This is a genomic window from Paenibacillus macerans (assembly GCF_050565405.1).
Lineage (GTDB): Bacteria > Bacillota > Bacilli > Paenibacillales > Paenibacillaceae > Fontibacillus > Fontibacillus macerans_B.
The window spans coordinates 47,921-70,136 of record NZ_JBNYYG010000010.1 but is presented as its reverse complement, the minus strand read 5'-3'; the positions used below and the strand labels follow the sequence as shown (position 1 = coordinate 70,136).

At 56.8% G+C, this 22,216-nt stretch carries 18 protein-coding genes; 2 read left to right on the top strand and 16 right to left on the bottom strand.

Features of this window, described 5'->3' with window-relative positions; translation table 11 throughout:
• Positions 1-49: 49 nt before the first annotated feature.
• The 3 genes from ACQ4N8_RS09235 to ACQ4N8_RS09225 all read right to left on the bottom strand — a co-directional run bounded on the left by ACQ4N8_RS09235 (position 50) and on the right by ACQ4N8_RS09225 (position 2,491).
• Positions 50-481, bottom strand: a complete 432-nt coding sequence (locus ACQ4N8_RS09235; protein ID WP_430704056.1) for a disulfide oxidoreductase — start codon at positions 479-481, stop codon at positions 50-52.
• 16 nt (positions 482-497) lie between these two features.
• A complete protein-coding gene (locus tag ACQ4N8_RS09230) occupies positions 498-1,211 on the bottom strand; it encodes a DsbA family protein (protein WP_430704055.1) in 714 nt (237 codons plus the stop codon).
• 632 nt (positions 1,212-1,843) lie between these two features.
• On the bottom strand, positions 1,844-2,491 hold the full coding sequence (locus ACQ4N8_RS09225) for a 50S ribosomal protein L25 (RefSeq protein WP_430704054.1): 648 nt from the start codon (positions 2,489-2,491) through the stop codon (positions 1,844-1,846).
• Positions 2,492-2,758: 267 nt separating this feature from the next.
• Here ACQ4N8_RS09225 and ppk1 point away from each other — a divergent pair, with 267 nt between their 5' ends.
• Positions 2,759-4,867, top strand: coding sequence for a polyphosphate kinase 1 (ppk1, locus tag ACQ4N8_RS09220; protein ID WP_430704053.1), 2,109 nt, complete (start codon positions 2,759-2,761; stop codon positions 4,865-4,867).
• Here the strand turns inward: ppk1 and ACQ4N8_RS09215 are convergent.
• The 11 genes from ACQ4N8_RS09215 to ACQ4N8_RS09165 form a co-directional block, all read right to left on the bottom strand.
• The gene (locus tag ACQ4N8_RS09215) at positions 4,827-6,365 is read right to left on the bottom strand and encodes a Ppx/GppA family phosphatase (protein ID WP_430704052.1); all 1,539 of its coding nucleotides are present in this window, start codon (positions 6,363-6,365) and stop codon (positions 4,827-4,829) included. The genes ppk1 and ACQ4N8_RS09215 overlap by 41 nt on opposite strands.
• Before the next feature lie 208 nt (positions 6,366-6,573).
• A complete protein-coding gene (gene ptsP, locus ACQ4N8_RS09210) occupies positions 6,574-8,286 on the bottom strand; it encodes a phosphoenolpyruvate--protein phosphotransferase (RefSeq protein ID WP_430704051.1) in 1,713 nt (570 codons plus the stop codon).
• The gene (locus ACQ4N8_RS09205; protein WP_430704050.1) at positions 8,279-8,554 is read right to left on the bottom strand and encodes an HPr family phosphocarrier protein; all 276 of its coding nucleotides are present in this window, start codon (positions 8,552-8,554) and stop codon (positions 8,279-8,281) included. The genes ptsP and ACQ4N8_RS09205 overlap by 8 nt, the downstream gene beginning before the upstream one ends.
• A 133-nt stretch (positions 8,555-8,687) precedes the next feature.
• Positions 8,688-10,748 carry a glucose-specific PTS transporter subunit IIBC gene (ptsG, locus tag ACQ4N8_RS09200; RefSeq protein WP_430704049.1) on the bottom strand — a complete coding sequence of 687 codons (2,061 nt, stop codon included), beginning with the start codon at positions 10,746-10,748 and terminating at the stop codon, positions 8,688-8,690.
• Between the two features lie 235 nt (positions 10,749-10,983).
• Positions 10,984-11,829 carry a glucose PTS transporter transcription antiterminator GlcT gene (gene glcT, locus ACQ4N8_RS09195; protein ID WP_430704048.1) on the bottom strand — a complete coding sequence of 282 codons (846 nt, stop codon included), beginning with the start codon at positions 11,827-11,829 and terminating at the stop codon, positions 10,984-10,986.
• A 234-nt stretch (positions 11,830-12,063) separates the two neighbouring features.
• Positions 12,064-13,641 (bottom strand): flotillin family protein, encoded by a 1,578-nt coding sequence (locus tag ACQ4N8_RS09190; protein ID WP_430704047.1) that lies wholly within the window; start codon positions 13,639-13,641, stop codon positions 12,064-12,066.
• A gap of 25 nt (positions 13,642-13,666) precedes the next feature.
• Positions 13,667-14,197 (bottom strand): protease, encoded by a 531-nt coding sequence (locus ACQ4N8_RS09185; RefSeq protein WP_430704046.1) that lies wholly within the window; start codon positions 14,195-14,197, stop codon positions 13,667-13,669.
• A gap of 129 nt (positions 14,198-14,326) precedes the next feature.
• Positions 14,327-15,490 (bottom strand): iron-containing alcohol dehydrogenase, encoded by a 1,164-nt coding sequence (locus ACQ4N8_RS09180; RefSeq protein ID WP_430704045.1) that lies wholly within the window; start codon positions 15,488-15,490, stop codon positions 14,327-14,329.
• Between the two features lie 205 nt (positions 15,491-15,695).
• On the bottom strand, positions 15,696-17,273 hold the full coding sequence (locus tag ACQ4N8_RS09175) for a UDP-glucose--hexose-1-phosphate uridylyltransferase (protein ID WP_430704044.1): 1,578 nt from the start codon (positions 17,271-17,273) through the stop codon (positions 15,696-15,698).
• A gap of 15 nt (positions 17,274-17,288) precedes the next feature.
• Positions 17,289-18,278: a UDP-glucose 4-epimerase GalE gene (galE, locus tag ACQ4N8_RS09170; RefSeq protein ID WP_430704043.1), complete on the bottom strand. Its 990-nt coding sequence runs from the start codon at positions 18,276-18,278 to the stop codon at positions 17,289-17,291.
• A gap of 2 nt (positions 18,279-18,280) precedes the next feature.
• On the bottom strand, positions 18,281-19,459 hold the full coding sequence (locus ACQ4N8_RS09165; protein WP_430704042.1) for a galactokinase: 1,179 nt from the start codon (positions 19,457-19,459) through the stop codon (positions 18,281-18,283).
• 177 nt (positions 19,460-19,636) lie between these two features.
• On the opposite strand from ACQ4N8_RS09165, the gene ACQ4N8_RS09160 reads away from it, so the two are divergent.
• On the top strand, positions 19,637-20,527 hold the full coding sequence (locus tag ACQ4N8_RS09160) for an AraC family ligand binding domain-containing protein (protein WP_430704041.1): 891 nt from the start codon (positions 19,637-19,639) through the stop codon (positions 20,525-20,527).
• A gap of 69 nt (positions 20,528-20,596) precedes the next feature.
• On the opposite strand, the gene ACQ4N8_RS09155 is transcribed toward ACQ4N8_RS09160, so the two are convergent.
• Together ACQ4N8_RS09155 and ACQ4N8_RS09150 are read right to left on the bottom strand one after the other, a co-directional pair.
• On the bottom strand, positions 20,597-21,343 hold the full coding sequence (locus ACQ4N8_RS09155; protein ID WP_430704040.1) for an NAD-dependent protein deacylase: 747 nt from the start codon (positions 21,341-21,343) through the stop codon (positions 20,597-20,599).
• Between the two features lie 15 nt (positions 21,344-21,358).
• The gene (locus ACQ4N8_RS09150) at positions 21,359-22,138 is read right to left on the bottom strand and encodes an HAD family hydrolase (protein WP_430704039.1); all 780 of its coding nucleotides are present in this window, start codon (positions 22,136-22,138) and stop codon (positions 21,359-21,361) included.
• Positions 22,139-22,216: the final 78 nt, after the last annotated feature.

Genomic DNA, 22,216 nt, shown 5'->3' with positions numbered 1-22,216 from the left:
AAGGTTGCAGCTTCTACTGTTTTCCAGTTCGCGTAAGGCCGAAGACCAGTCATGCGTCATCCCGTTTCCGGCGGGCCGCCGTCAGGCACAACGCGATCAGCACGAAAGCGACGAGCGCCATAAACGGGATCGTAATAAACCCGAGCCAGCCTTGGCCCAAATAGTCCACGTTGCACGGCACGCCGACCTTGCAGGGAAGGAGCTTGGACAACGCGGGGATTTTTTGCTCGCCGTAATGGTACAGGGAGATCGAACCACCGACGATGCTCAGCGGGAGCACGTACGGAATGATGTGCCGGTCGTTCTTGTACGCCGCAATGCCAAGCAGAATGACCTGCGGGTACATGAAGATGCGCTGGAACCAGCATAGCCGGCAAGGTTCGTAATGCAGCACTTCGCTTAAATACAAGCTGCCCGCGGTCGCGACCAGCGCCACCAGCCAGGCCGAATAAATGCCGTAATCCCTCAAAAAAGCCCGCATCGTCCGTTTCCCCCTTTTATTCGCCGGACAGTTCCTGGTCGATCGCCTTTTTCAGCGCCCCGTAATCGCCGAGGTTGCCGGCGTATTCCACGCCGTTAATGAACATCGTCGGCGTGCTGTCGACGCCCAGCTTGTTCCCCTGCGCCAATTGCGCTTCGACCTCGCTTTGATACGTCCCTTCCGCGATGTCCTTCTGCAGCAGGTCGTAATCGATCGGCAGCTCCAGCTGCTTGGCCAGATCCACCAAGGCTTCGGCCGAAGCCCATCCGCTGTTCTCGGCCCCCTGAAGCTCGTAAATCGCATCGAAATAAGTCCAGAACGCGTCGTTGCTTTGATGATAGACCGATTGCGCGGCCAAGGCGGCCGTAAACGAGTCCGTGCCGATAAACGGCAGATTCATGAAATAAAAGGCGACTTTGCCTTGATCTATATAATCCTTGGCCAGATCCGGCTTAATCAACTCATTGACGTGTTTGCATGACGGACACTGATAATCTCCGAATTCAAGCACCTTCACCGGCGCATCGGCTTTACCCAGCACGGGGAGGCTCTCATAGTCGAACGAAGCGGCTTTCGGTTTGGGCTGAATGGAGAGCACCACGATAATCAGGACAAGCAGCAGTCCTACCGTCGTGAACCAAATCAGGCGTCTCGTTTTCATTTTTTGCTGCTGTTTCAACTGCTCGGCCTTGCGCTGGGCCAAAGCGTTGGTGGCGGTTTTCGGCGGCATGCGACCCCTTCTTTCCTAAATAGTTAAAATTCGTTTTATCCTGCAACCATTCTAGTTACAAAAGTTCGATTCGTCAAGCCGGGCGCGGAAAGAAGAGTTCCGGTCCTTCTAAACCCGGGGACGCTGCTCTAACTATGGACTCCGAAACAAACCCGAAAATTCCATCAGGTCAACACTCGCTGTCCGGACGCTTTGCACGATTATCCCATTTGGTCAGGCAGCAGAGATACAGAAAATCCTCGGGGGAAGAAAAGAAAATATTGGGTGGAAAAACAGAGCGGTTCAAGATCATGAGGCGGGCTTAGGACAAAGGAGCAGGTTAGAGGGAGTACGACGGTGCAGGCGCTGCCGCAGACGGAAGGGTTCAGACTGCAGCAAAATCACGACCTTCTCGTTTCCACCGCGTCTTGTCCTCTATCTTTTCGTCCGGTCTGCTTTACTTCCCTAGCCCCTGACCTTCGTTCCTTAACGAAAGGGATAATCGTGCAAAGGAGCAGGCAGAGACTACAAGACAGAATATATCACCAAACTTCTGATATTGGTTAAATTTGACGATAAAAGGCTGCCCCCGGCATCATTTGCGTCAGGGGCAACCTTTCATCGGCTTTCAACCCGTACTTTTATTCCGCGTTTTATTCTTCGGCTTCGCCCGATCCGTTCGATCCGACCACGCCGGACGGCTCGCCGTCGGCCGCCGCGTCCTGCGCCAGGTCCGCATCGGCGACGCGCGGCAGCACGATCGAGGCCAGCAGCTCTTCCGCCTGGGCATGCAGGATAATCCCTGCCGGCAGCTTCACATCGCCGGCCGTCAGCTTGTCCCCCGCATCCAGGGAAGTAATATCTATGTCCAAAGCGGCCGGCAAATCATCCGGCAATCCCTCCACTTCCAGCTCCGTCGCCTGAATTTGCAGGACGCCGCCAACCTTCGTGCCTTCCGCCGTTCCGGTAAAGTGCAGCGGTACTTTCACGCGAATCGGCTTATTTTTGGACACCTGCTGAAAATCGACGTGGACGATCTTCCCTTGCTGCTGCTGCAGCTCCTTGATCAACGCCGGAATCGTTTGTCCTCCATCCACCTTCAGGTCGAAAAACTCCGATCTTCCCGTACGCGCGACCTTCACAAGCTCCTTCACATCCACATGAACCGCGAGGTTCCCGGACTCGGCTCCATACACGACAGCCGGAACGCGTCCGTTTTGTCTCAGCTGGCGCAGCGACGAACGGGTGAAATCCGTTCTGGGCGTGGCGTTCAGTTGAAACGTGTGATGGTTCGTACTCATCTTGCAACAACCTCCTTGATATAGTCCCCTGGCTGGTCCGTTTTGCGGACGCCATACACCTATATTACCCAACTTTGCCCACATCTTAACAAACGTTCTGCCTTTAAAGAAGAGATGTTTACATAGAGTTATAAATTTTACATAGATTTTACAAAACCAGGTATTTCGTTTTTGCCCGTCATAGTACAATAAGAAGAAAATGGCCATCCATTTCTTTACCGGATATAGCTGGTTTGAACTTGTGATTTTAGGCGGAGGTTATGCCAAATGGAGCTTACGGACAACAAAAAACAAGGACCTCGATATTTGAACCGCGATCTCAGCTGGGTGGAGTTCAACCGCCGCGTGCTGCTGGAAGCCAAGGACTCCGGCACGCCTTTATTGGAAAGAGCGAAATTCCTGTCCATCGTTTCGAGCAATTTGGACGAGTTCATGAGCGTGCGCGTCGCCGGCATCCAGGACCAGATTCGCGCGGGTTATTCCAAGAAGGACTTTACCGGCTACGCCCCGGCGGGGCTGTACAAACGCCTGATTCCCCGGATCTCGGCGATGGTTGCCGAGCAGTACCGGACCTTCCGGGAGCTGTCGAGACAGCTCGCCAAGGAAAATATCATGTTCCTCAAATATGACGAGTTGAACGGAGCCCAGCGGAAATCGATGGAGACGTATTACCATGACATCATTTTTCCGGTGCTCACCCCGATGGCGGTCGATCAAAGCCGCCCGTTTCCGCTCGTGCATACCGGGTTCGTGTATCTGGCGGTCGTTTTGATGCGCGTCGGCGGTCCGAAGCAGGCCGAGGAGGAAGCGGATGAGCCTTATTTCGCGATCGTGCAAATTCCTTCCAACTTGTCCCGCATCATCCCGCTGCCGCATCATTCCAATAGCAAGAAACAGTCTTTCATTCTGATCGAGGAGCTGATCCGCCATCACATCCAAACGTTGTTCAGCGGATTTGTGCCGCTCGCGGTGCACGAGTTCAGGCTGACGCGCAACGCGGACCTGGCGTTCGACGAAGAAGGCGCCGAGGATTTGCTGGAGGAAATCGAGAAGGAGTTGCGCAAGCGCCGCTGGGGAGCGCCCGTGAGGCTGGAGATCCAAAAGGGGATCCACCCTTATGCGCTCGAGGTGCTGCAGGAGGAATTCGAGATCGCGGATGCCGTGTTCGAAATCGACGGACCGCTGGATTTGGGCTTTCTCGGCAAGCTGCCGGGGGCGGTCAAAGGTTACGCGAGGCTGCGTTACCCGCAAATCGACCCGGTCTATCCCCGGGAATTCGACGACAACGAGGATTTCTTCGATGTGCTGAAGCAGAGGGACGTCCTCGTCTACCATCCGTACGAGAGCTTTGACGCCGTCACTGATTTTATCGGCCAAGCTTCGGAGGATCCGGCGGTGATGGCGATCAAAATGACGTTGTACCGCGTCAGCGGCAATTCGCCGCTCATCCAGGCACTGGCGAGCGCCGCGGAATCGGGCAAACAGGTCACGGTCGTTGTGGAGCTAAAGGCACGGTTTGACGAAGAGCGGAACATCGCCTGGGCCCGGACGCTGGAGAAGGCCGGCTGCCATGTGGTTTACGGCTTAATCGGGCTGAAAACCCATGCCAAAATCCTGCTCGTCGTCCGTCAGGAAGGCCGGGACTTGAAGCGGTACGTCCATGTGGGGACCGGCAATTACAACGATATCACCGCCCGGCTCTATACGGATATCGGGTTGTTCACGACCGATTCCTCCATCGGAGAGGATGCTTCCCAATTGTTCAATCTGATCACCGGTTATTCGGAGGCCGACCGATGGCAGGCTTTCACCGTGGCCCCGACCGGTATGAAGGACAAGCTGTTCTCCTTGATCCGGCGGGAGGCCGGGCACGCCGCGGCCGGCCGGCAGGCGAGAATCATCGCCAAGATGAACTCCTTGTCCAACCAGGAGATGATCGACGAATTGTACGATGCTTCCGATGCCGGCGTCCATATTGACCTTATCGTGCGCGGCGTATGCTGCCTGCGGCCCGGCGTCGAAGGATTGAGCGAACGGATTACGGTACGCAGCATCGTGGACCGTTTCCTTGAACACTCGCGAATCTATTATTTTGAGAACGGCGGAGAGCCCGAGGTTTGGCTGTCCAGCGCCGACTGGATGACCCGCAACCTGACGCGCCGCCTCGAATTGATGTGCCCGGTCACCAATGCGGAAACCCGGGAGACGCTGGTGCAAATCCTGATGCTCTCGCTCGCCGACAACGTGAAGGCCAAGCGGCTGCTGACGAGCGGTAAATACGAGCCGATTCACAGCACCCAGCCGGCTTGCCGCAGCCAATTCGCCGCCCATGACATCAACGTGTGGAAGTCGGAACAAGCTCCCACTCCAATTTAAGTTCCCAAGCTTTCTTGAAGTTTTTGGCCGCAGCCTCCAGCTGCCTGGTTTCCAGGTAGGGGTAGCTGCGGCTTTTCAACTTCAGCAGCAGCGTTTCTGCCGTCATTGTTGCTTCCAGCATGTCGATGTTTTGCGTCTCGCCGGCATCCAGCGCGATCGCAACCTCCACCAGCGCCCCCATTCTTTGAATCAGCTCTTCGTCCTTGTCCTGCAGCAAGTCGCCGTATTCCTGCAGGTTGATTTTTTTGCCGTGATTCGCCGGGAAATCGGCGATCAAGCCGCACAGCACCGCCTCGCGATGGGATAATGCCCCGAGCGGCGCATGCGTTAGCCAATACAGCGTATACCTGTCGTATTGGTGGTAGCGGATCTCCCCGCCGATTTTGTACAGCATGGAAGCCGCCGCGATCAGCCGGCTCATGCCGGGCTCACGATTCGCCCCGGAGAGGATCCGGTAAAGCCGCTCCGCATCCCCGCCGACCTGCCGGAAATGAGCCAACGGCGCGCGCGCGTGGAAGGCCAATAGGGTTTCGGCTTGCCGAACCAGCACCTCCGCGGCGGCGGGGACGCCCAATCCCAGCGTATCCTGCAGCAGGCCTTCGCGCAGCCCCGTGCCGCTGACCAGGCAGCAAGCCGCCCCGGTCCGGGCAAACACGGTTTGCAGAATGAGCGTTCCGGGTACGATGATGTCGGCCCGGGCTTTGGACAAACCATCCAACCGTTTTCGCTTCTCCAGCGGCATCTGCGGCAGCGATTCGGCGTAATGCCGAATGCTGTCCGGAGATAGCCGATAGTTATGAGCCAGCCGAAGCGGGTATTTCCGCCGCCGCTGATCCAGCTTGCCGAGCGTCCGAATCGTCCCTCCCAAGCCGATCAGCGGCAACCCCGGATGCCCCTCGATCCAAGGCAGGCCGTCCAGCAGCCGCCCGATCTCCGCCTGCAAACGGGCCACGTGTTGCTCCGTCCAGGGCTCCTCTGCTTGCCCGAATTTGACCTGGGCGTTCACCGCTCCAAGCGGCAATGAGACGCTGCCCAGCAACCGGCGTCCGCGAAACAGCGTGATCTCCGTGCTTCCGCCGCCAATATCGATAATGAAGCCGTCCTCGACGGCCATCCCTCCGGCAACGGCAATAAAGCCAAAATAGGCCTCCTGCTCGCCGGATAAAATTTCAATGTCCATGCCTGTCTCGCGTTCGAGCAGGTCCTTGATTTCAAGCGCATTCGCCGCGTTTCGGATTGCGGCCGTGGCCGCCACGCGAATCTCCCGGCAGCCGTATGCGTCGCAAACCTCCCGAAACTGGCGTAAAATCGGCACGATGGAGCGAATCTCCCGCTGTTCCATCGCACCGGCCGAATTCATCTTTTCGCTTAATCGGGCGGATTCCTTCAGCTCGTTAATCAGCCTGTACTCCCCTTGCGCCGTGGCCTCGTAAATGGCCAAGCGGATGGAGTTGGACCCGATGTCGATAATCCCGATGTTGAAGTGGTTGTTATGCATAGTTACGAAGCTCCTGTTCCCGCTGATAATCAGTTTTACCTCACTTTATCCCAAACGCGAGCAAAAATAAACCTGGGGCCCGTTAAAATTTTGCCGCTCCATGGTCGGAAATGCCTTCTTCCGAACCGACGCAACGCGAAAAAAACCGGCGCCCGAGAGCGCCGGCTTGATAGAAACCCGCAAAACTTTTGGAAAAGATCCGATTCGTTTATTCGCCGATGCTGCGTACCAGCTCGACGACTTGCTGCGCGGTCTGCATCTGCAGCGCCTTCGCCGCCAGCAATTCCATGTCCGCTTTGGACAGTTTGGAAATCTGGGAGCGAGCCGGCAATATCGACGTCGCGCTCATGCTGAATTCGTCCAAGCCGAGGCCCAGCAGCAGCGGAATCGCCGTCGCATCGCCAGCCATCTCGCCGCACATACCGGCCCATCGGCCTTCCTTGTGAGCGGCATCGATCACCATCTTCACCAGGCGCAAAATCGCCGGGTTATAGGGTTGGTACAAGTAAGCAACGCGTTCGTTCATGCGGTCTGCCGCCATCGTATATTGAATGAGGTCATTGGTTCCGATACTGAAGAAGTCTACTTCTTTGGCGAATTGATCCGCCAGGACGGCCGTCGAGGGGATTTCCACCATAATGCCCAGCTGGATTTCCTCGGATACCTGAACGCCTTCGGCTTTCAGTTTCTCTTTCTCCTCCAGCAACAGCGCTTTCGCCGAGCGGAACTCATCCAGCGTCGCGATCATCGGGAACATGATCCGCAGCGAGCCGTATACGCTGGCCCGGAGCAAAGCGCGAAGCTGCGTGCGGAACAGATCCTTCTGCTCCAGGCACAGGCGGATGGCGCGGAAGCCCAGGAACGGATTCATTTCCTTCGGCAAATCCAGGTAAGGGAGCTCTTTGTCGCCGCCGATATCCAGCGTTCGAACGACGACCGGCTTGCCTTCCATTTTTTCCAGCACGGTCTTGTAGGCATTAAACTGGACTTCCTCCGAAGGCAACTCCGTGCGTCCCATGTACAGGAACTCGGTCCGGTACAAGCCGACGCCTTCCCCGCCGTTCTCCAGTACGCCCGTCACGTCGTTCGGCGTGCCGATGTTGGCAGCCAGTTCGACATGCACGCCGTCCTTCGACGTCGTCTCTACCTCGCGCAGCTTTTTCCACTCTTCGATCTGCGCCAGATGCCGGTCTCGTTTTTGCGTATACTCGCTCACGACGTCCTCGGTCGGGTTCACGATAACGCTGCCGTCCAAGCCGTCGACGATGACGAGATCGCCGCTGTTCACCTTGCCGAGGACCTCTTTGGTGCCCACGACCGCAGGGATTTCCAGCGAACGGGCCATAATGGCGGAGTGCGACGTCCGGCCGCCGATATTCGTCGTAAAGCCTTTGACGTAGTTCCGGTTCAACTGCGCGGTATCCGACGGGGTCAAATCTTCCGCAATCACGATGACCTCTTCGCTGATTTCCGCCGGATTCACGTAAGTCAGGCCAAGCAGATGGGTTAACACGCGCTTGGTGACGTCGCGCATATCCGCGGCGCGTTCTTTGAGATACGCGCTTTTCATATTTTCAAACATGGCGATGAATTCGTTAGCCGTTTCGTTCAACGCGAACTCCGCGCTGACCTTTTCAGCCGCGATTTTATCCCGAACCGGCGTCAAGAGCTCCGGATCGTTCAGGATCAACAGATGGGATTCGAATATTTCCGCTTTTTTCTCGCCCAGCTCTTGAAGCGTGCGCTCTTTGATCGCCTCAAGCTCCTGTTGCGATTTCGCCAATGCATCCTCCAACCGCGCCAGCTCGGCGGAAGGATCGGAGGCATCCCGGCGCGTTACCGTATAGTCGGGATGCTCCAGTTTGAAAGCCTTGGCAATGGCCACGCCGGCCGAAGCGGCAATGCCGTCGATTTTAAGCATTCACTTCTCCTAACCCTTCGTTAACCATGACATCGGTGAGCGCTTGAAGAGCGTCCGCAGCCTCTTCCCCTTCGACGATCAGCTTGATCGAATCGCCTTGCTCCAGACCCAGGGACAATACGCCAAGAATCGATTTCAATGTGACTTTCTTGCCGTTTGCTTCCGCAAAAGACTCGGCTCCTTTGAATTTGTTTGCCGTATTGACCAGTGCTGTAGCCGGACGTGCGTGAATACCGTCTTCATCCGTAATTTTAAACATTCTTTCCATATCGATCCTCTCGCTTTCTGTTCATGTATTAAAAAATATCTATGAAATACGCTCCCTCTTATTGTAAGGGATCGTGATAACCAAAGCCAAATGTGCCGCCAGCCGCTGACGGCACATCCGCATTCTCGGCAGATTACTTAATGGTAACGATGTCCGTTTCGCCTTTCGGCAGCTTGCCGGTTTTATTCAGCTTGACGGATGCCCCTTCCGGCAGATTGGAGAATACGATCGGCGAAATGATCGATGGCGCATGCTCCTTCACGTAATCCAGATCCACTTCCAGGATCGGCTGTCCGGCAGCGACCAGGTCGCCCTCCTTAACGAGCACGTTGAAGCCTTGGCCTTTCAGCTTCACGGTATTTACGCCGATGTGCACCAATACTTCTTTGCCGCCGTCCGACATGATCCCGATGGCATGCTTGCTCGGGAACACGTTGAACACTTTCCCGTAAACCGGAGAAGTAATGACGCCGTCATGCGGCAGCACCGCAAAGCCGTCGCCTGTCATACGCTCCGAGAATACCGGATCCGGCACGTTCGAAATATCCATCAACTCGCCATTGACCGGCATCACGATATCTTCGTTGATGATCGCATCTCCGTCTTTCGCCGCCTGTTGTTCGACCTCGGCCGGTTTGGGCGGTTCGGTTGCGACAGCCGCTCTCGGCGCCTTGCCGCTCATGATATCGGCGATTTGCGATTTGATCGTATCGGAACGCGTCCCGAAGATCGCCTGGATATTGTTTCCGACTTCCAGCACGCCGGAAGCGCCCAACTTCTTGAGGCGGTCCTTGCTCACGTTGCCCTTTTCCTTCACCTCCACCCGCAACCGGGTAATGCAGGCATCCAGGTGAACGATGTTTTCCTGTCCGCCTAACGCAGACAAAATGTTGTGCGGCAATTCATCCTGCGTAACGGTTCCTCTGGCTTCCGAACCTTCCGCCTCGGCTTCCGGATCTTCCCGGCCCGGCGTTTTCAAATTGAACTTGCGGATAACGAAGCGGAATCCGAAGTAATAAATCACCGCAAGAATCAAGCCGACGATGATGACGTTCCACCAAGGGGTCCGGTTAGGAATAACCCCGAAAATCAGGAAGTCGATCAAACCGCCGGAGAAGGTCATCCCGATTTTGACGCCCAGCAAGTGCATCGTCATAAACGACAAGCCGGCGAAAATCGTGTGCACCGCGAACAACGCCGGCGCGACGAACAGGAACGAGAACTCCAGCGGTTCCGTAATCCCCGTCAAAAAGGTGGTCAACGCGGCCGAACCCATAATCCCGGCCACGTATTTCTTGTGCTCCGGTCTGGCTTCGTGGTAAATCGCCAGCGCCGCAGCCGGAAGCCCGAACATCATGAACGGGAATTTACCGGTCATGAACGTACCGGCCGTAAACGGAACCCCGTCGCGCAGCTGAGCCATGAAAATCTGCTGATCCCCGCGAACCAGGTCGCCCGCTTTGTTCACGTATTCGCCGAATTCGAACCAGAACGGGGAGTAGAAGATGTGGTGCAAACCAAACGGGATCAGCGCCCGTTCCACGACCCCGAAAATAAACGCGGACAATGTCCGGTTTTGTTCCAGCATGAAGTGCGAAGCGTTATTCAATCCCGCTTGGATCGGCGGCCAGATCATGACCATTAGCAAACCGAGCAACACCGAAGTGGCTGCGGTCATGATCGGCACAAACCGTTTCCCGGCGAAGAACCCGAGATAGGACGGGAGCTCGATACGGAAGAAGCGGTTATACATGGCAGCCGCCAATATACCCACGATAATCCCGCCGAACACGCCGGTAGCCAGCGTCGGGATTCCAAGCACGTTGGCATAGGCCGGATCGGTACCGATCATTGCCGGCGTTACGCCGATAACCGTACCCATCGTTACGTTCATCACGAGGTAGCCGATGATGGCAGCCAACCCGGCAACGCCTTCGCCGCCGGCCAAACCGACGGCAACGCCGACGGCAAACAGCAAGGCTAGGTTCGTGAACACGATCTGCCCGGCATTCATCATAACGGTGGCTACCGCATGAACGCCATTGTTATCTAATGCCGGTACTAAGTCAAGGAACTCGGGGCTGACCAGCATGTTGCCGATCCCGAGCAGCAGCCCCGCTGCAGGGAGCAGGGCTACCGGCAGCATCAGTGCCTTACCGACTCTCTGTAAAATACCAAACAAACGCTTAAACATATACACCCTCCTGTGTGCGACTTTGATGTACCTAACACAAACAAAAAAGCATGAGCCAATTAAAAGTTTGTTGATGTTCCGTTATCGTTTAGGGATATAATACCCCGTAAACGAACGATACAATCAAAAACCTTTTATCAACTCATGCCTGATCGAATCAGTCACACATTGTGATTATGAAATTATTGCCGATGCTTTAGGAATTATAGCAGAGCTTTTTTTTACATGCAAGCTGCTATTGAACATCGGCCGGGGCAACCCGGTGCAAATGCAGCGTCAAGTAGCTGACTTCGGCCTGATATACCGGCATTTTGAGCCGTTGCTCCATCACTTTTGTCAATTTGTAGGCAAGCGAGTACAACGTTGGATATTCCTGTTTCAGCAGTATTTCCAGCTTATCGACCTCGCTGACCTGCTCCCCGCGACGTATTCGTTCGATGGCAAAGCGCAGATGGGTCAACATACGCGAATAATCGAGCGAATGGCGCAGGATCGAGAATTGGAACTCCTCTTCGATGATCCCGACCAAATCGGCGATGAGCTGGGCGTGCCCGCGAACTTCGCTGATATGGCGGTTCGTCATGGCGCTGTTGATATGCAGCGCGACAAACCCGGTTTCATCTTCGCCGAGATCGACGCCCATTCTTTGCTTGATCAAAGCGATGGCGTATTCCGCCAACTCGAATTCGACCGGGTAGATCTCCTTGGTCTCGAACAAAAACGGATTGTGGAACGCAAGGTCCTGCTCCGCCCGCTTGATTGCAAACGCCAGGTGGTCGGTGAGGGCAATGTGGATATGTTCGTTCAATTCGACTTGCGTTTTGCGGGAGATGTACATGATGATCTCCCCGATAATCTCGATCAGCTGTTCATCCACCTGGGGAACGAGCTGTTTATATTGTTCCTGCTCCTGCTGATTCGTGAGAATGAACATTTTCTCAACCGCATCAAGGGCGATGGAGTCATCCGTTTTGCGATTAAATCCGATGCCTTTGCCGATCACAACGACTTCGCCGTGCTCCGGGTGATTTGCGATGATGACGTTGTTATTCAACACTTTGGCCACGCGTAGGCTGTTCACAACAATTGCACCCTCTTCTTGTCCTTTTCTCCAAAACGCTTATTCCCATTATAATCGATTTCAGCGGCTCCTGTCAGCCGATTCCCAGGCATTTCAAAAGCGCCCGCGCCCAAGATCGGACGGGACGCTTTAGCGTTTACCCTATGCAAAAGTACAAGTTACGCCGAAAAATGTCAAGTAAAGCCGCCCCCTAGCATAGGAATAGGGAACAAAGGCCCGGTTATATGGGGCCGGTCATCCTTCCGTTTCCTGCGAAGCAGCACTTTCTAAGGCGACAGGTTCGATACTGGGCGCGCTTTTTGCCGTATCCGGCTTCGCGGAAGCCACCTCGGGCGGGAGCGGCGCTGCCGCTACTTTACCCTTGGTAAATCCCTGAATCAGCCGATCCAGCTCGATGCCCGATACGCTCTTCAGCATGTCGGGAGCCGTCGCCATCAGTTCGGTCACATAATTGCTGACCCGGGCTGCGCCTTCGCCTTTGCCGGTGTCCACGACCGTCAGCTTATCGATGCTCGACAGCGGCCCGGCGATTTTCCCAGCCAAGTCAGGAAGCATTTTAACGACGATATCGAGGACAGCCGCTTCGCCGAACTTCTGGAAGGCTTCCGCCAGTTTCTCTTTCGCTTCCGCTTCGGCCAAACCGCGCAGGCGGATAATCTCCGCATCCGCCGTCCCTTTGGCCCGCTCAGCATCGGCGATGGCGAGGCCTTCCAGCCGCTTCTGCTCGGCGGAGGCTTTGGCCTGCGTCTCGATGGAGTATTGCAGCGCGTCGGCTTCCCGCATTTTCCGCGCTTTTTCGGCCTCTGCTGCCTGTTCGACCGCGTAGCGATCCGCATCGGCTTTTTTCTTCACCTCGGCATCATATTGCTTCTGGCGTACCGTAATTTCCTTGTCCTGCAAATCGATTTCCCGTTCCTTGCGCACCAGCTCTACCTTCATTTGCTCTTCGACCATCGTCTGTTTGGCCCGGGCTTCCTGAATGTGATAGGCCTGGTCGGCTTCAGCCTTGGCGGTATCCTGATCCTTCTTGAAGGAGGCGACCTTCAGCTCTTTATCCTTCTCCGCTTCGGCGATATTCGTGTCGCGCAGCAGCTCCGCTTTCTGCCCGGATTCTTCGGCGAGCGCCTTCTGAATCCGCGCATCCCGCAGGGCTTCCGCCTCGGCGATGTCAGCGTCGCGTTTGACCGCGGCGATCCGCGGTTTCCCCAGCGCCTCGAGATAACCGTGCTTGTCGCGTACATCCTTGATCGTGAACGAAACGATTTGCAGACCCATCTTCTTCAGATCGCGGGCCGCTACGCCCTGAACCTCCTGGGCGAATTTATCGCGGTTGCGGTATACCTCCTCGACCGTCATCGATCCGAGAATAGAGCGAAGATGGCCTTCCAGCACTTCCTGCGCTTCGCCTTTAAGCGATTCGATCGGTTTTCCCATAAACTGTTCCGCCGCCGTAGCCACGTCCTCGATCGAGCTGCCCACCTTGATAATCGCCACCCCGTCGGCCGAGACCGGGACGCCCTGCTCCGTGTAGACTTCGGGGGTCATGACATCCAGCTTGTGCGATAACAGCGACATGAACTCGGCTTTCTGGAAAACCGGCCAAATGAACGCCCCGCCGCCGCGGACGATTTTGATTTTACGGCCGGATTGATCGTCGGATATGTTCTTGCTCCCAAGGAAAGAACCCGTCACGATCATCGCTTCGTCCGGACTGACCGTCTTGTATCTGGCCCAGAAGGCCAGCCCCAGGACGACAATCACCGCAATCACGATCAAGGGAATCAGCAAAAAATCCGGAATACTCTCAAACAACTACATCAACTCCTCTTCTTATTGACTACCTAGGGTGGGGATACAGCTCGGAGACCTGCACGGTTCCTTCCTTCGTCGTATCCACCACGACAACCGTCGTGCCGACGGGAATTTCCCGCCGATCCCAGCTGGAGGCGATATGGATCGTGTTGCCGGCCACCAGCTTCACCATCACTTCGCCATACCCCTGTGCCGGAATCGGCACGGTCACCTCGCCGACTTTGCCGGGCAGCTCGGAGGTGGAGAATCCGGTGGAGTTTTCGCTATCCTCCATCGGCCTGACATAAGCGAAATAAACGGCCGCGGACAATGACACGGCGATCAGCACGGCCAGGATGAGCACCCCCGCCGTCCCGAACCCGGTATAACGGTCCAGCAAAATCCCCGCGCCGCCAAAAGACGTAATCGCCGAGGCCGTAATGACCGGCTTCAGGAAATCCGCGGACATGAAATCAAAGATGCCGTCCAGCCAACTGCCAATCAAATCGCCGAGCACCGCGCTGATGACCGCGAACAACGCCCCGCCTACGAAGCACCCCCAAAACAGCGCTTCCATCCCGTTCCTCCTTCCACCCAAAAATTAGGTAACTCTACCTAATACATACGTAAGCTTTAGAATATTGTTTCGAAAAAACAGCCGGCCTGCGGCAAAATTCGCCACGGGCCGGCTGTTAACCGATGTTGATTACAGGGACATCCGGTAAATCTCCAACACGTCCTGCTTATCCAGTACGGCAAAATTGCCGAACGAACCAAAACGGACCGCCTTGTCGGCCATCGCTTCCAGCTGGCTGTCGTCGATGCCGTAATCCGCCAGCCGGCCTGGGGCTCCGATCGAGCTCCAAAATGTCCGCAGCGCTTCGATGCCTTCCAGCGCCACGGCTTCGTCGCTTTTGCCTGCCGGATCGACATGGAATACGTTGATAGCCAGTCGCTTGAAGCGAAGGACATCCCGCTGCAGGTTGTACTTCATCCAGTTCGGGAACAGGATCGCCAAACCGCCGCCATGCGGGATATCGTAAACGGCCGATACCGCATGCTCAATGTTGTGGGTTGCCCAGTCGCCGGAGTAGCCCATGTTCAGCACGCCGTTCAGCGCCATCGTACCGCACAGCAGAATCGTCTCCCGGTAATCGTAGTTTTCCAGATCGGCGGCCAGCTTCGGCGCGGTTTCGATTACCGTCCGCAGCAGCGATTCGCAGAATTCGTCCTGCAGCGGCGTGTTCGTCGTATGGTGGAAATAGTGCTCGAACACGTGCGACATAATGTCGACCATGCCGTACACGGTCTGTTCCTTCGGCAGCGAAGCGGTATGCTCCGGATCCAGGATGGAAAAAGCCGGGTATGCCAGCTTGCTGCCCCAACCCAGCTTCTCCATCGTCGCTTCGTTGGTGATCACCGAGTTGCCGTTCATCTCGGAGCCGGTGGCCGCCATTGTCAGCACGGTCCCAAGCGGAAGAGCCGCCTTGGGCGCAGCTTTACGCTCGGCAAAATCCCACATGTCGCCGTCATATTTGGCGCCTACCGCGATCGCCTTCGCGCAGTCGAGCACGCTGCCGCCGCCGACGGCGAGCACCAGCTCGATGGCGTTCTCCTTGCACAGGTCCACCCCGCGGTGCACCGTCGACAGCCGCGGATTCGGCTCGACGCCCGGCAGCTCCGTCACTTCGGCGCCGATCTCACGAAGGATCGCCACTACTTTGTCATAAAGACCGCTGCGCTTGATGCTGCCGCCGCCATAGACGAGCAGCACTTTTTTACCGTAAACCGGCGCTTCAGTTCTCAGCGATTCCAGCTGGCCTCTGCCGAAAATCAGTTTTGTCGGATTATGAAATACGAAATTGTCCATGTCGAATCCCCCTGACCTTATGTAATGGAACACGGTGCTAATGTAAGCGTTCCGCGACATCATTATACTCCCAACTGTAACGGATCAACAAACAGATTTGTCGCTGCGGCGCCGCCGTGAAAGGAAACAACTCGAAATCGCCATTAAAAAAGCCGCCCCAAGCCGATTTCACGGCTTGGGGCGGTCCTTGTTCCGCTCTCTGATCTTACTTTTCCCGATACCCGGCGGAGAGAACGAAACGCTCAAAGGCTTCGCGTCCTTCCGCCGTCGCTTTGAAGACCCCCGCATGCTCGAGAATCTGCGCGAACTTGCGTCCGACTTCATCGCGCAGCAGCGCTTCGGCTTCTTCTCTCGGCAGCGGGTTGCCCGCGCGGGCGACGAGTTCCTTCACCCATTCGGCGTGTACGGCCAAAGGCGCCGCTGGATCGGTAACGGTCCGCTCGTATAGCGCCGAATCCCCGCTCAGGATGACGGCGATGTCAGCCAGTTCTTCCTTCAACCGACCCGGCAGGATGGCCAAGCCCATCACTTCGATCAAGCCGATGTTTTCCTTCTTGATGTGATGCATTTCCCGGTGCGGATGGAATATCCCTTCCGGATGCTCCTCGTTCGTCCGGTTGTTGCGCAGCACGATGTCCGCTTCGTAACCGCCGTCCGCGCCGCGGCGCACGATCGGCGTCACCGTGTTATGCGGAACGGACTCCCCGTTCTCCTCGGAGAAAGCCAACACATCGGCAGCCGGATCGCTGTACGCTTTCCACTTTTCGTACAAATCGTCCGCGGCGGCGAGCAGCACATCGGGGTCCTGCCCGCTTACGCGCAGCACGGACATCGGCCATTTCACCATGCCAACCGTCACTCCAACGAAGTGCGGATGGTTGAATTCGGCTTCGATCGGCGCTTTCTCCAACGGGAACGTATGCCGCCCCCCTTGAAAATGGTCGTGCGTCAGAATCGAACCGCCGACGATCGGCAGGTCCGCGTTGGATCCGATAAAGTAATGCGGGAACAACGTCGTGAAATCGAGCAGCCGCCGGAAGGTGTCGCGGCTCAGCTTCATCGGCACATGGTCTTGATGAAACACGATGCAATGCTCGTTATAATACACGTACGGCGAGTATTGAAAGAACCATGGCTCTTCATTCAGCGTCAGCGGAATGACCCGCAGATTCTGCCGGGCCGGATGGTTGAGCCGTCCGGCGTAGCCGACGTTTTCGCGGCACAGCTGGCATTTCGGATAAACGGGCGGCGGCAACAGCTTCGCCATGGCGATTTCCTTCGGATTTTTTTCCGGCTTGGACAGGTTGATCGTGATCTCCATATCTCCGTAAGCCGTCGGTTGATTCCAAGCGATATTTTGCCGCACCCGGTCCATCCGGATATAATTGCTGTCCACGGACAGCTTGTAGAAAGCGTTCGTCGCCGCCTCGATTCCTTGCTCGCTTTCCGTCTTGCGGAAGGCGGATATCGTCTCGGAAGGACGGGGCATCAGCAGGCCCATGATCTTCGCGTCCAGCAGATCGCGGTAAGTCGCGGTATCTTCCGGGATCAGTCCGGCGCCATAGCCGTAATCGATGAGAATTTCCAACGGTTCCTGCGGTCCGGACAATGCCTCCTCCGCCAAGGCTCCGGCGAACGGCTCATCGAATGCGAACAGCTCCAGCAGGCGGTTGCGCGAATAGTCCACGTCCCACCAATCGATCATCCCTTGCTCCAACGCATAATGCACCAACCGTTCGATGGCATGCAGCGCATCCTGACGGTTTCTCTCTTCTACTCCCATCGGTTCACTCACCCCTTAGTTGTCGTTGTAGCCGTTCGGATGGCTGTCGTGCCACTGCCAGGCGCTCCGAATGATGTCCTCCAGTTTGTTCCGCGTCGGATTCCAGCCGAGGACGCTTCGCGCTTTGTCCGAGGAGGCGATCAGTACCGCCGGGTCGCCGGCGCGGCGCGGGCTGATGACGACCGGGAAGTCGCGTCCCGTCACTTTCCTTACGGTTTCGATCACTTCCTTGACCGAAAATCCCTGGCCGTTGCCCAGGTTAAAGACGTCGCTGTCCCCGCCGTTCAGCAGGTGGTTCACCGCCCGCAAGTGGGCATCGGCCAAATCGCCGACATGGATATAGTCGCGGACGCAGGTGCCGTCCGCCGTGTTGTAATCGTCGCCGAACACCTGGATCGACGGGCGCTGTCCCAACGCAGCCTGGATAATGAGCGGAATCAGATGGCTTTCCGGACGGTGATCCTCGCCGATTTTGCCGCTTTTATGCGCCCCGGCCGCGTTGAAATAACGCAGCGACACGTATTTGATGCCAAGGACCTGGTCGAACCAGGCCATCATCCGTTCCATCGTCAGCTTCGTTTCGCCGTACACGTTGGTCGGCCGGGTCGGATCGGTTTCTTCGATCGGCACCTTCTCCGGTTCGCCGTAGGTCGCGGCCGTGGAAGAGAAGACGATTTTGCGTACGCTCGCCTGATCCATCGCTTCCAGCAGGCAAAGCGTCCCGTATACGTTGTTGTCGTAGTATTTAACCGGATCCTTCATGCTTTCCCCAACCAGGGAATTGGCGGCAAAGTGAATGACCGCTTCGATGTCGTTTTCGGCAAACAGCTTAGCCAGGAGCGCCTTATCGCGCAAATCTCCTTCGTACAGCTTGCCGCCGAGCAATGCTTCGCGGTGCCCGGATTGCAGGTTGTCGATGACGACAACCTCCTTGCCTTGATCCAACAGCGCAGCTATCGTATGCGAACCGATATATCCGGCTCCCCCCGTCACCAAGATCGCCATGCTTAATTCTCCCCTTTCATTTCATGCACGCCGTCGCCTACGCCGCACACGTAGAACTCGCCTTCCAGTCCGGTCCGCTCCTTATAGGCCTTGCCCACCTCGGCCACGAACCGCTCCACCGAACCCTCATGCACCAGGGAAACGGTGCAACCGCCAAATCCGGCTCCGGTCATCCGGGAGCCCAGCGTTCCTTCGATCTTGCGGGCCTCCTCGACCATCACGTCCAGCTCCAGGCAGCTCACTTCGTACAATTCGCTCAGCGAATCATGCGAAGCGTTCATCAGTTCGCCGAAGGCCTTCAAGTCATTGCCGCTCAGCGCTTCGACCGATTTCAGCACGCGGGCGTTTTCTTCCACGACGTGTTTGGCCCGTTTGAGCAGCACTTCGTTCCCGAAATCGCCCTGCCATTGCGTAAGCTGGTCCGGTTTCAAATGCGCCAGAAACTGCAGGCCGGGATCGCGTTTTTGCAAAATGGCCAGGGCCTCGTCACACTCCGAGCGACGTTCGTTGTACTTGGAATCGACCAGTCCGCGGCGTTTCTTGGTGTTGCCGATCACCAGCTTGTAAGCTCCCGTCCGGAACGGCACGAGCTTGTATTCCAGCGTATCGCACATCAGCAGGATCGCATGGTCCTTCGCCCCGTTGGCTACGGCAAACTGATCCATGATGCCGCTGTTTACCCCCACGTACTGGTTTTCCGCCCGCTGCGACAGCCGCGCGATTTCGACCTTGTCGGTTTCCCGTCCTTCCATGCTAAGGAACGCAAAGGCCGTTACGACTTCGATCGAAGCCGAGGAGGATAAGCCCGAGCCGTTCGGAATTTCGCCATGGAACAGCAGGTCGTAACCGCTCGTCAACTCGACGCCAAGCTTGCCAAGCTCGACGATGACCCCGATCGGATAATCGATCCATTCGCCGGTTTTGTTCGTGCCCAGCTCCGCCAAGGCGATCTCCGCGGTATACGGAAGATTCATGGAAGCAAATGACACTTTGCCGTCGGCGCGTTTGCGGATCGCCAGCGTCGTCCCGAACTCGAGCGCGGCCGGGAACACGTAGCCCCCGTTATAGTCGATGTGCTCGCCGATCAGATTCACCCGTCCAGGCGCATTGAAAACGCTTGGCCGCTCGCTGCCTTGACCGTATTTCGATATAAACAATTGTTCCATTTCCTGTTTCTTCATCAACGTACACCCCATCGTCATGGAATCTTTACTTCTTGTACCCAGTATAAAAAAAACGCTCTGGTTTGATAATGCATCTTTGCGAGTTCTATATAGATAAATGTGACTTTTCGGAGTAAAATGTGAACAAGCACCCACGGTGCCGGCAAGAAGATTATCGAAAAGGAGAATTCGGGCATGATCCAAGAAACCTACAGCGCGGCCGCCAATCCCGAAGTGACCGAAGCGGAAGACCTGCACGTGCTGTTTGCCGGGGAAAGCCAAACCCGCGCCGACCACCGGCTAGGTCCCAAAGTCTATGACTACTTCCTGCTGCATTTCGTTGAACAAGGCAAAGGAAACTTTCGCACGGAGTCGGCCGCCTACGAGCTTAGCGAGGGGGACTGCTTCCTGATTCTCCCGGAGCAGTTGGTCAGCTACGCCTCCGACCTTAAGGATCCTTGGCGTTACCGTTGGATCGCGTTTACCGGGGACAAAGCCGCAGGCTTGGTAGGACGTTCCGGCTTTACGCCCGAGCAGCCGGTGTGCCGGCTGGGGAAGGATAGCCGCATTCCGGACATGCTCCGCAACGTGCTGCAAATCTTCCAATCCAAAAAAGCCAGCTCCCATCTGGTCTCGCTTGGACTGCTTCATCTGTTGATGGGCGAAGCGCAGGAAACGCTCGTCAAAGAATCCGCCCTTCCGTCCGGCGAGTCCGGCGTGCAGCGGATCGTCAAACAAATGATTCACTATATGGCAAGCCAATATGCGCATCCGGTATCGATTGAACAGATGTGCTCCTCTTTGGGTTACAACCGGGCGTATTTATCGCGTATTTTCAAAAAAGAAACCGGCTTTACCCCCGTCACCTACCTGCTCAAGCTGCGCATCGACAAATCGCGCCAGCTGCTGCGCGAGCGGCCGGAGCTGTCGATCGAGCAAATCGCCGCTTCCGTCGGATTGACCGACCCGCTGTACTTCTCAAGGCAATTCCGCCGTTTTCACCAGGAGTCGCCAAGCGAATACCGCAGGGCGGTGACGGGCGCCCAGGGTTCAAAAACGGCGAAAAGCGCCCCCCCATCAACATGAGAAAACGCCCCGTCCTCCAGGCACATGCCGGAGTAACGGGGCGTTTGTCCTTTATCCGCCTTACCTTCTTCAACTCCACCCCAGCCGCTTGCCGACGGCGCCAAGCACCGCTCCGATCGGCTCCGTGATCAGCAGGCTTGCCCGATGGTCGTATGCTGTAGACGAGGCGTTGATCAGCACGGTCCGCTCGCCGCGGAAATAGGTGACCAGTTGCGCCGCGGGCTGCACCGTCAATGAGGTGCCCCCGATCAGCAGGAGGTCGGCTCCGGCAATGGCCGCGACCGTATCCTGAATCACCTGCTCATCCAGGTTCTCGCCGTACAGGACGACGTCCGGTTTGATGATCCCGCCGCAGGCGCAGCGGGGAACGACCTCATCGCTGTTCATGATATCGTCCAGCGCGTAAGCGCGGCCGCAAGCCATACAGGTGTTGCGGTGCACCGATCCGTGCAGCTCCAGTACCTTCCGGCTTCCCGCCTGCTGGTGAAGCCCGTCGATATTTTGCGTAATGACCGCATCCAGCTTGCCTTCCCGCTCCAATGCCGCCAGTAACGAATGCGCCGCGTTCGGCCTGGCCTCGGGGTGAATCATTTTCGATTTGTAGAAATCGAAGAACACCTCGGGATGCCGGTCGAAAAACCGCCGGCTCAAGATTTCCTCCGGCGAATACGGCGATTCCCTCTCCATTTGATAAATGCCCGCGGCAGAGCGAAAATCGGGAATCCCGCTTTCCGTGGACACGCCGGCCCCGCCGAAAAATACGACGTTCCCGCTCTCTTTCACCCAAGATACCAGCGTTTCAATCGTTGACGTCATCAAGTTGACTCCTCCTTATCGATGTATCGTTAGCTCGCGATAGCCGGTCACGATCACGTCCGCATCCCGCAAATAGGACGCTCCCTCCGGCTTGCCGGATTCGGACTCCGCCATTCCGATCGTCAGGCAAGCCCCGGCCCGTTTGCCCATCTGCATGTCAGCGTTGCTGTCGCCGATGACCACGGCCTCTTCGGGCAAGATGCCAAGCTCGCGGCAGGCGAGCAGGGCCATATCCGGCTCGGGTTTGCCCCGCTCCACCCGGTCCCGGCCCACCACGCTGCCGAACTCGCCGCGGATGCCCATCCACTGCAAGTGCTCCAACGTATCCGTCGTCGTATCGGACGTGACCACCCCTAACGGCAATCCCGCTTGCCGGCAAGCCCGCAAAAACTCCCGCAAGCCCGGCAAAGGACGCGCCTGCCGGCGTTGTTTCAGCTCCGCCAGGGCGGCGGCATTCAACTCCCGTACCATCCCGGTCGCTTCGTTCCAAGGGATCCCCGCCGCGTACAGCGTCGAAGCGAGCAGCGCCGTTACTTCTTCTTCCGTGCCCATCGCCAGCGGACCGGTTTTGTCGTAGCCGGTCACCCGGTTTGCCTCGTCCAGCCGCAGTCCAAGCAGTACAGTCTTGTCGAACGGACGCATCGCGCCGATTCCGGTCAATTTACGCTCCACCAGCCCGGTCAGCGTTTCCGCCCAGCTTCCCCAAAGATCCAAGAAATCCAGCAGCGTGCCGTCCTTGTCGAACAAAATTCCCCGGCAAACCGCCGCGCGTCCCCGCGCCTGAATCGTTACCATGTTCTACCTCGCCTTCCCGTACGCAACTCTCCTTATTATACCATTTTCGGGCAGCGGCCATTTCCAAAAAGAGGTTTC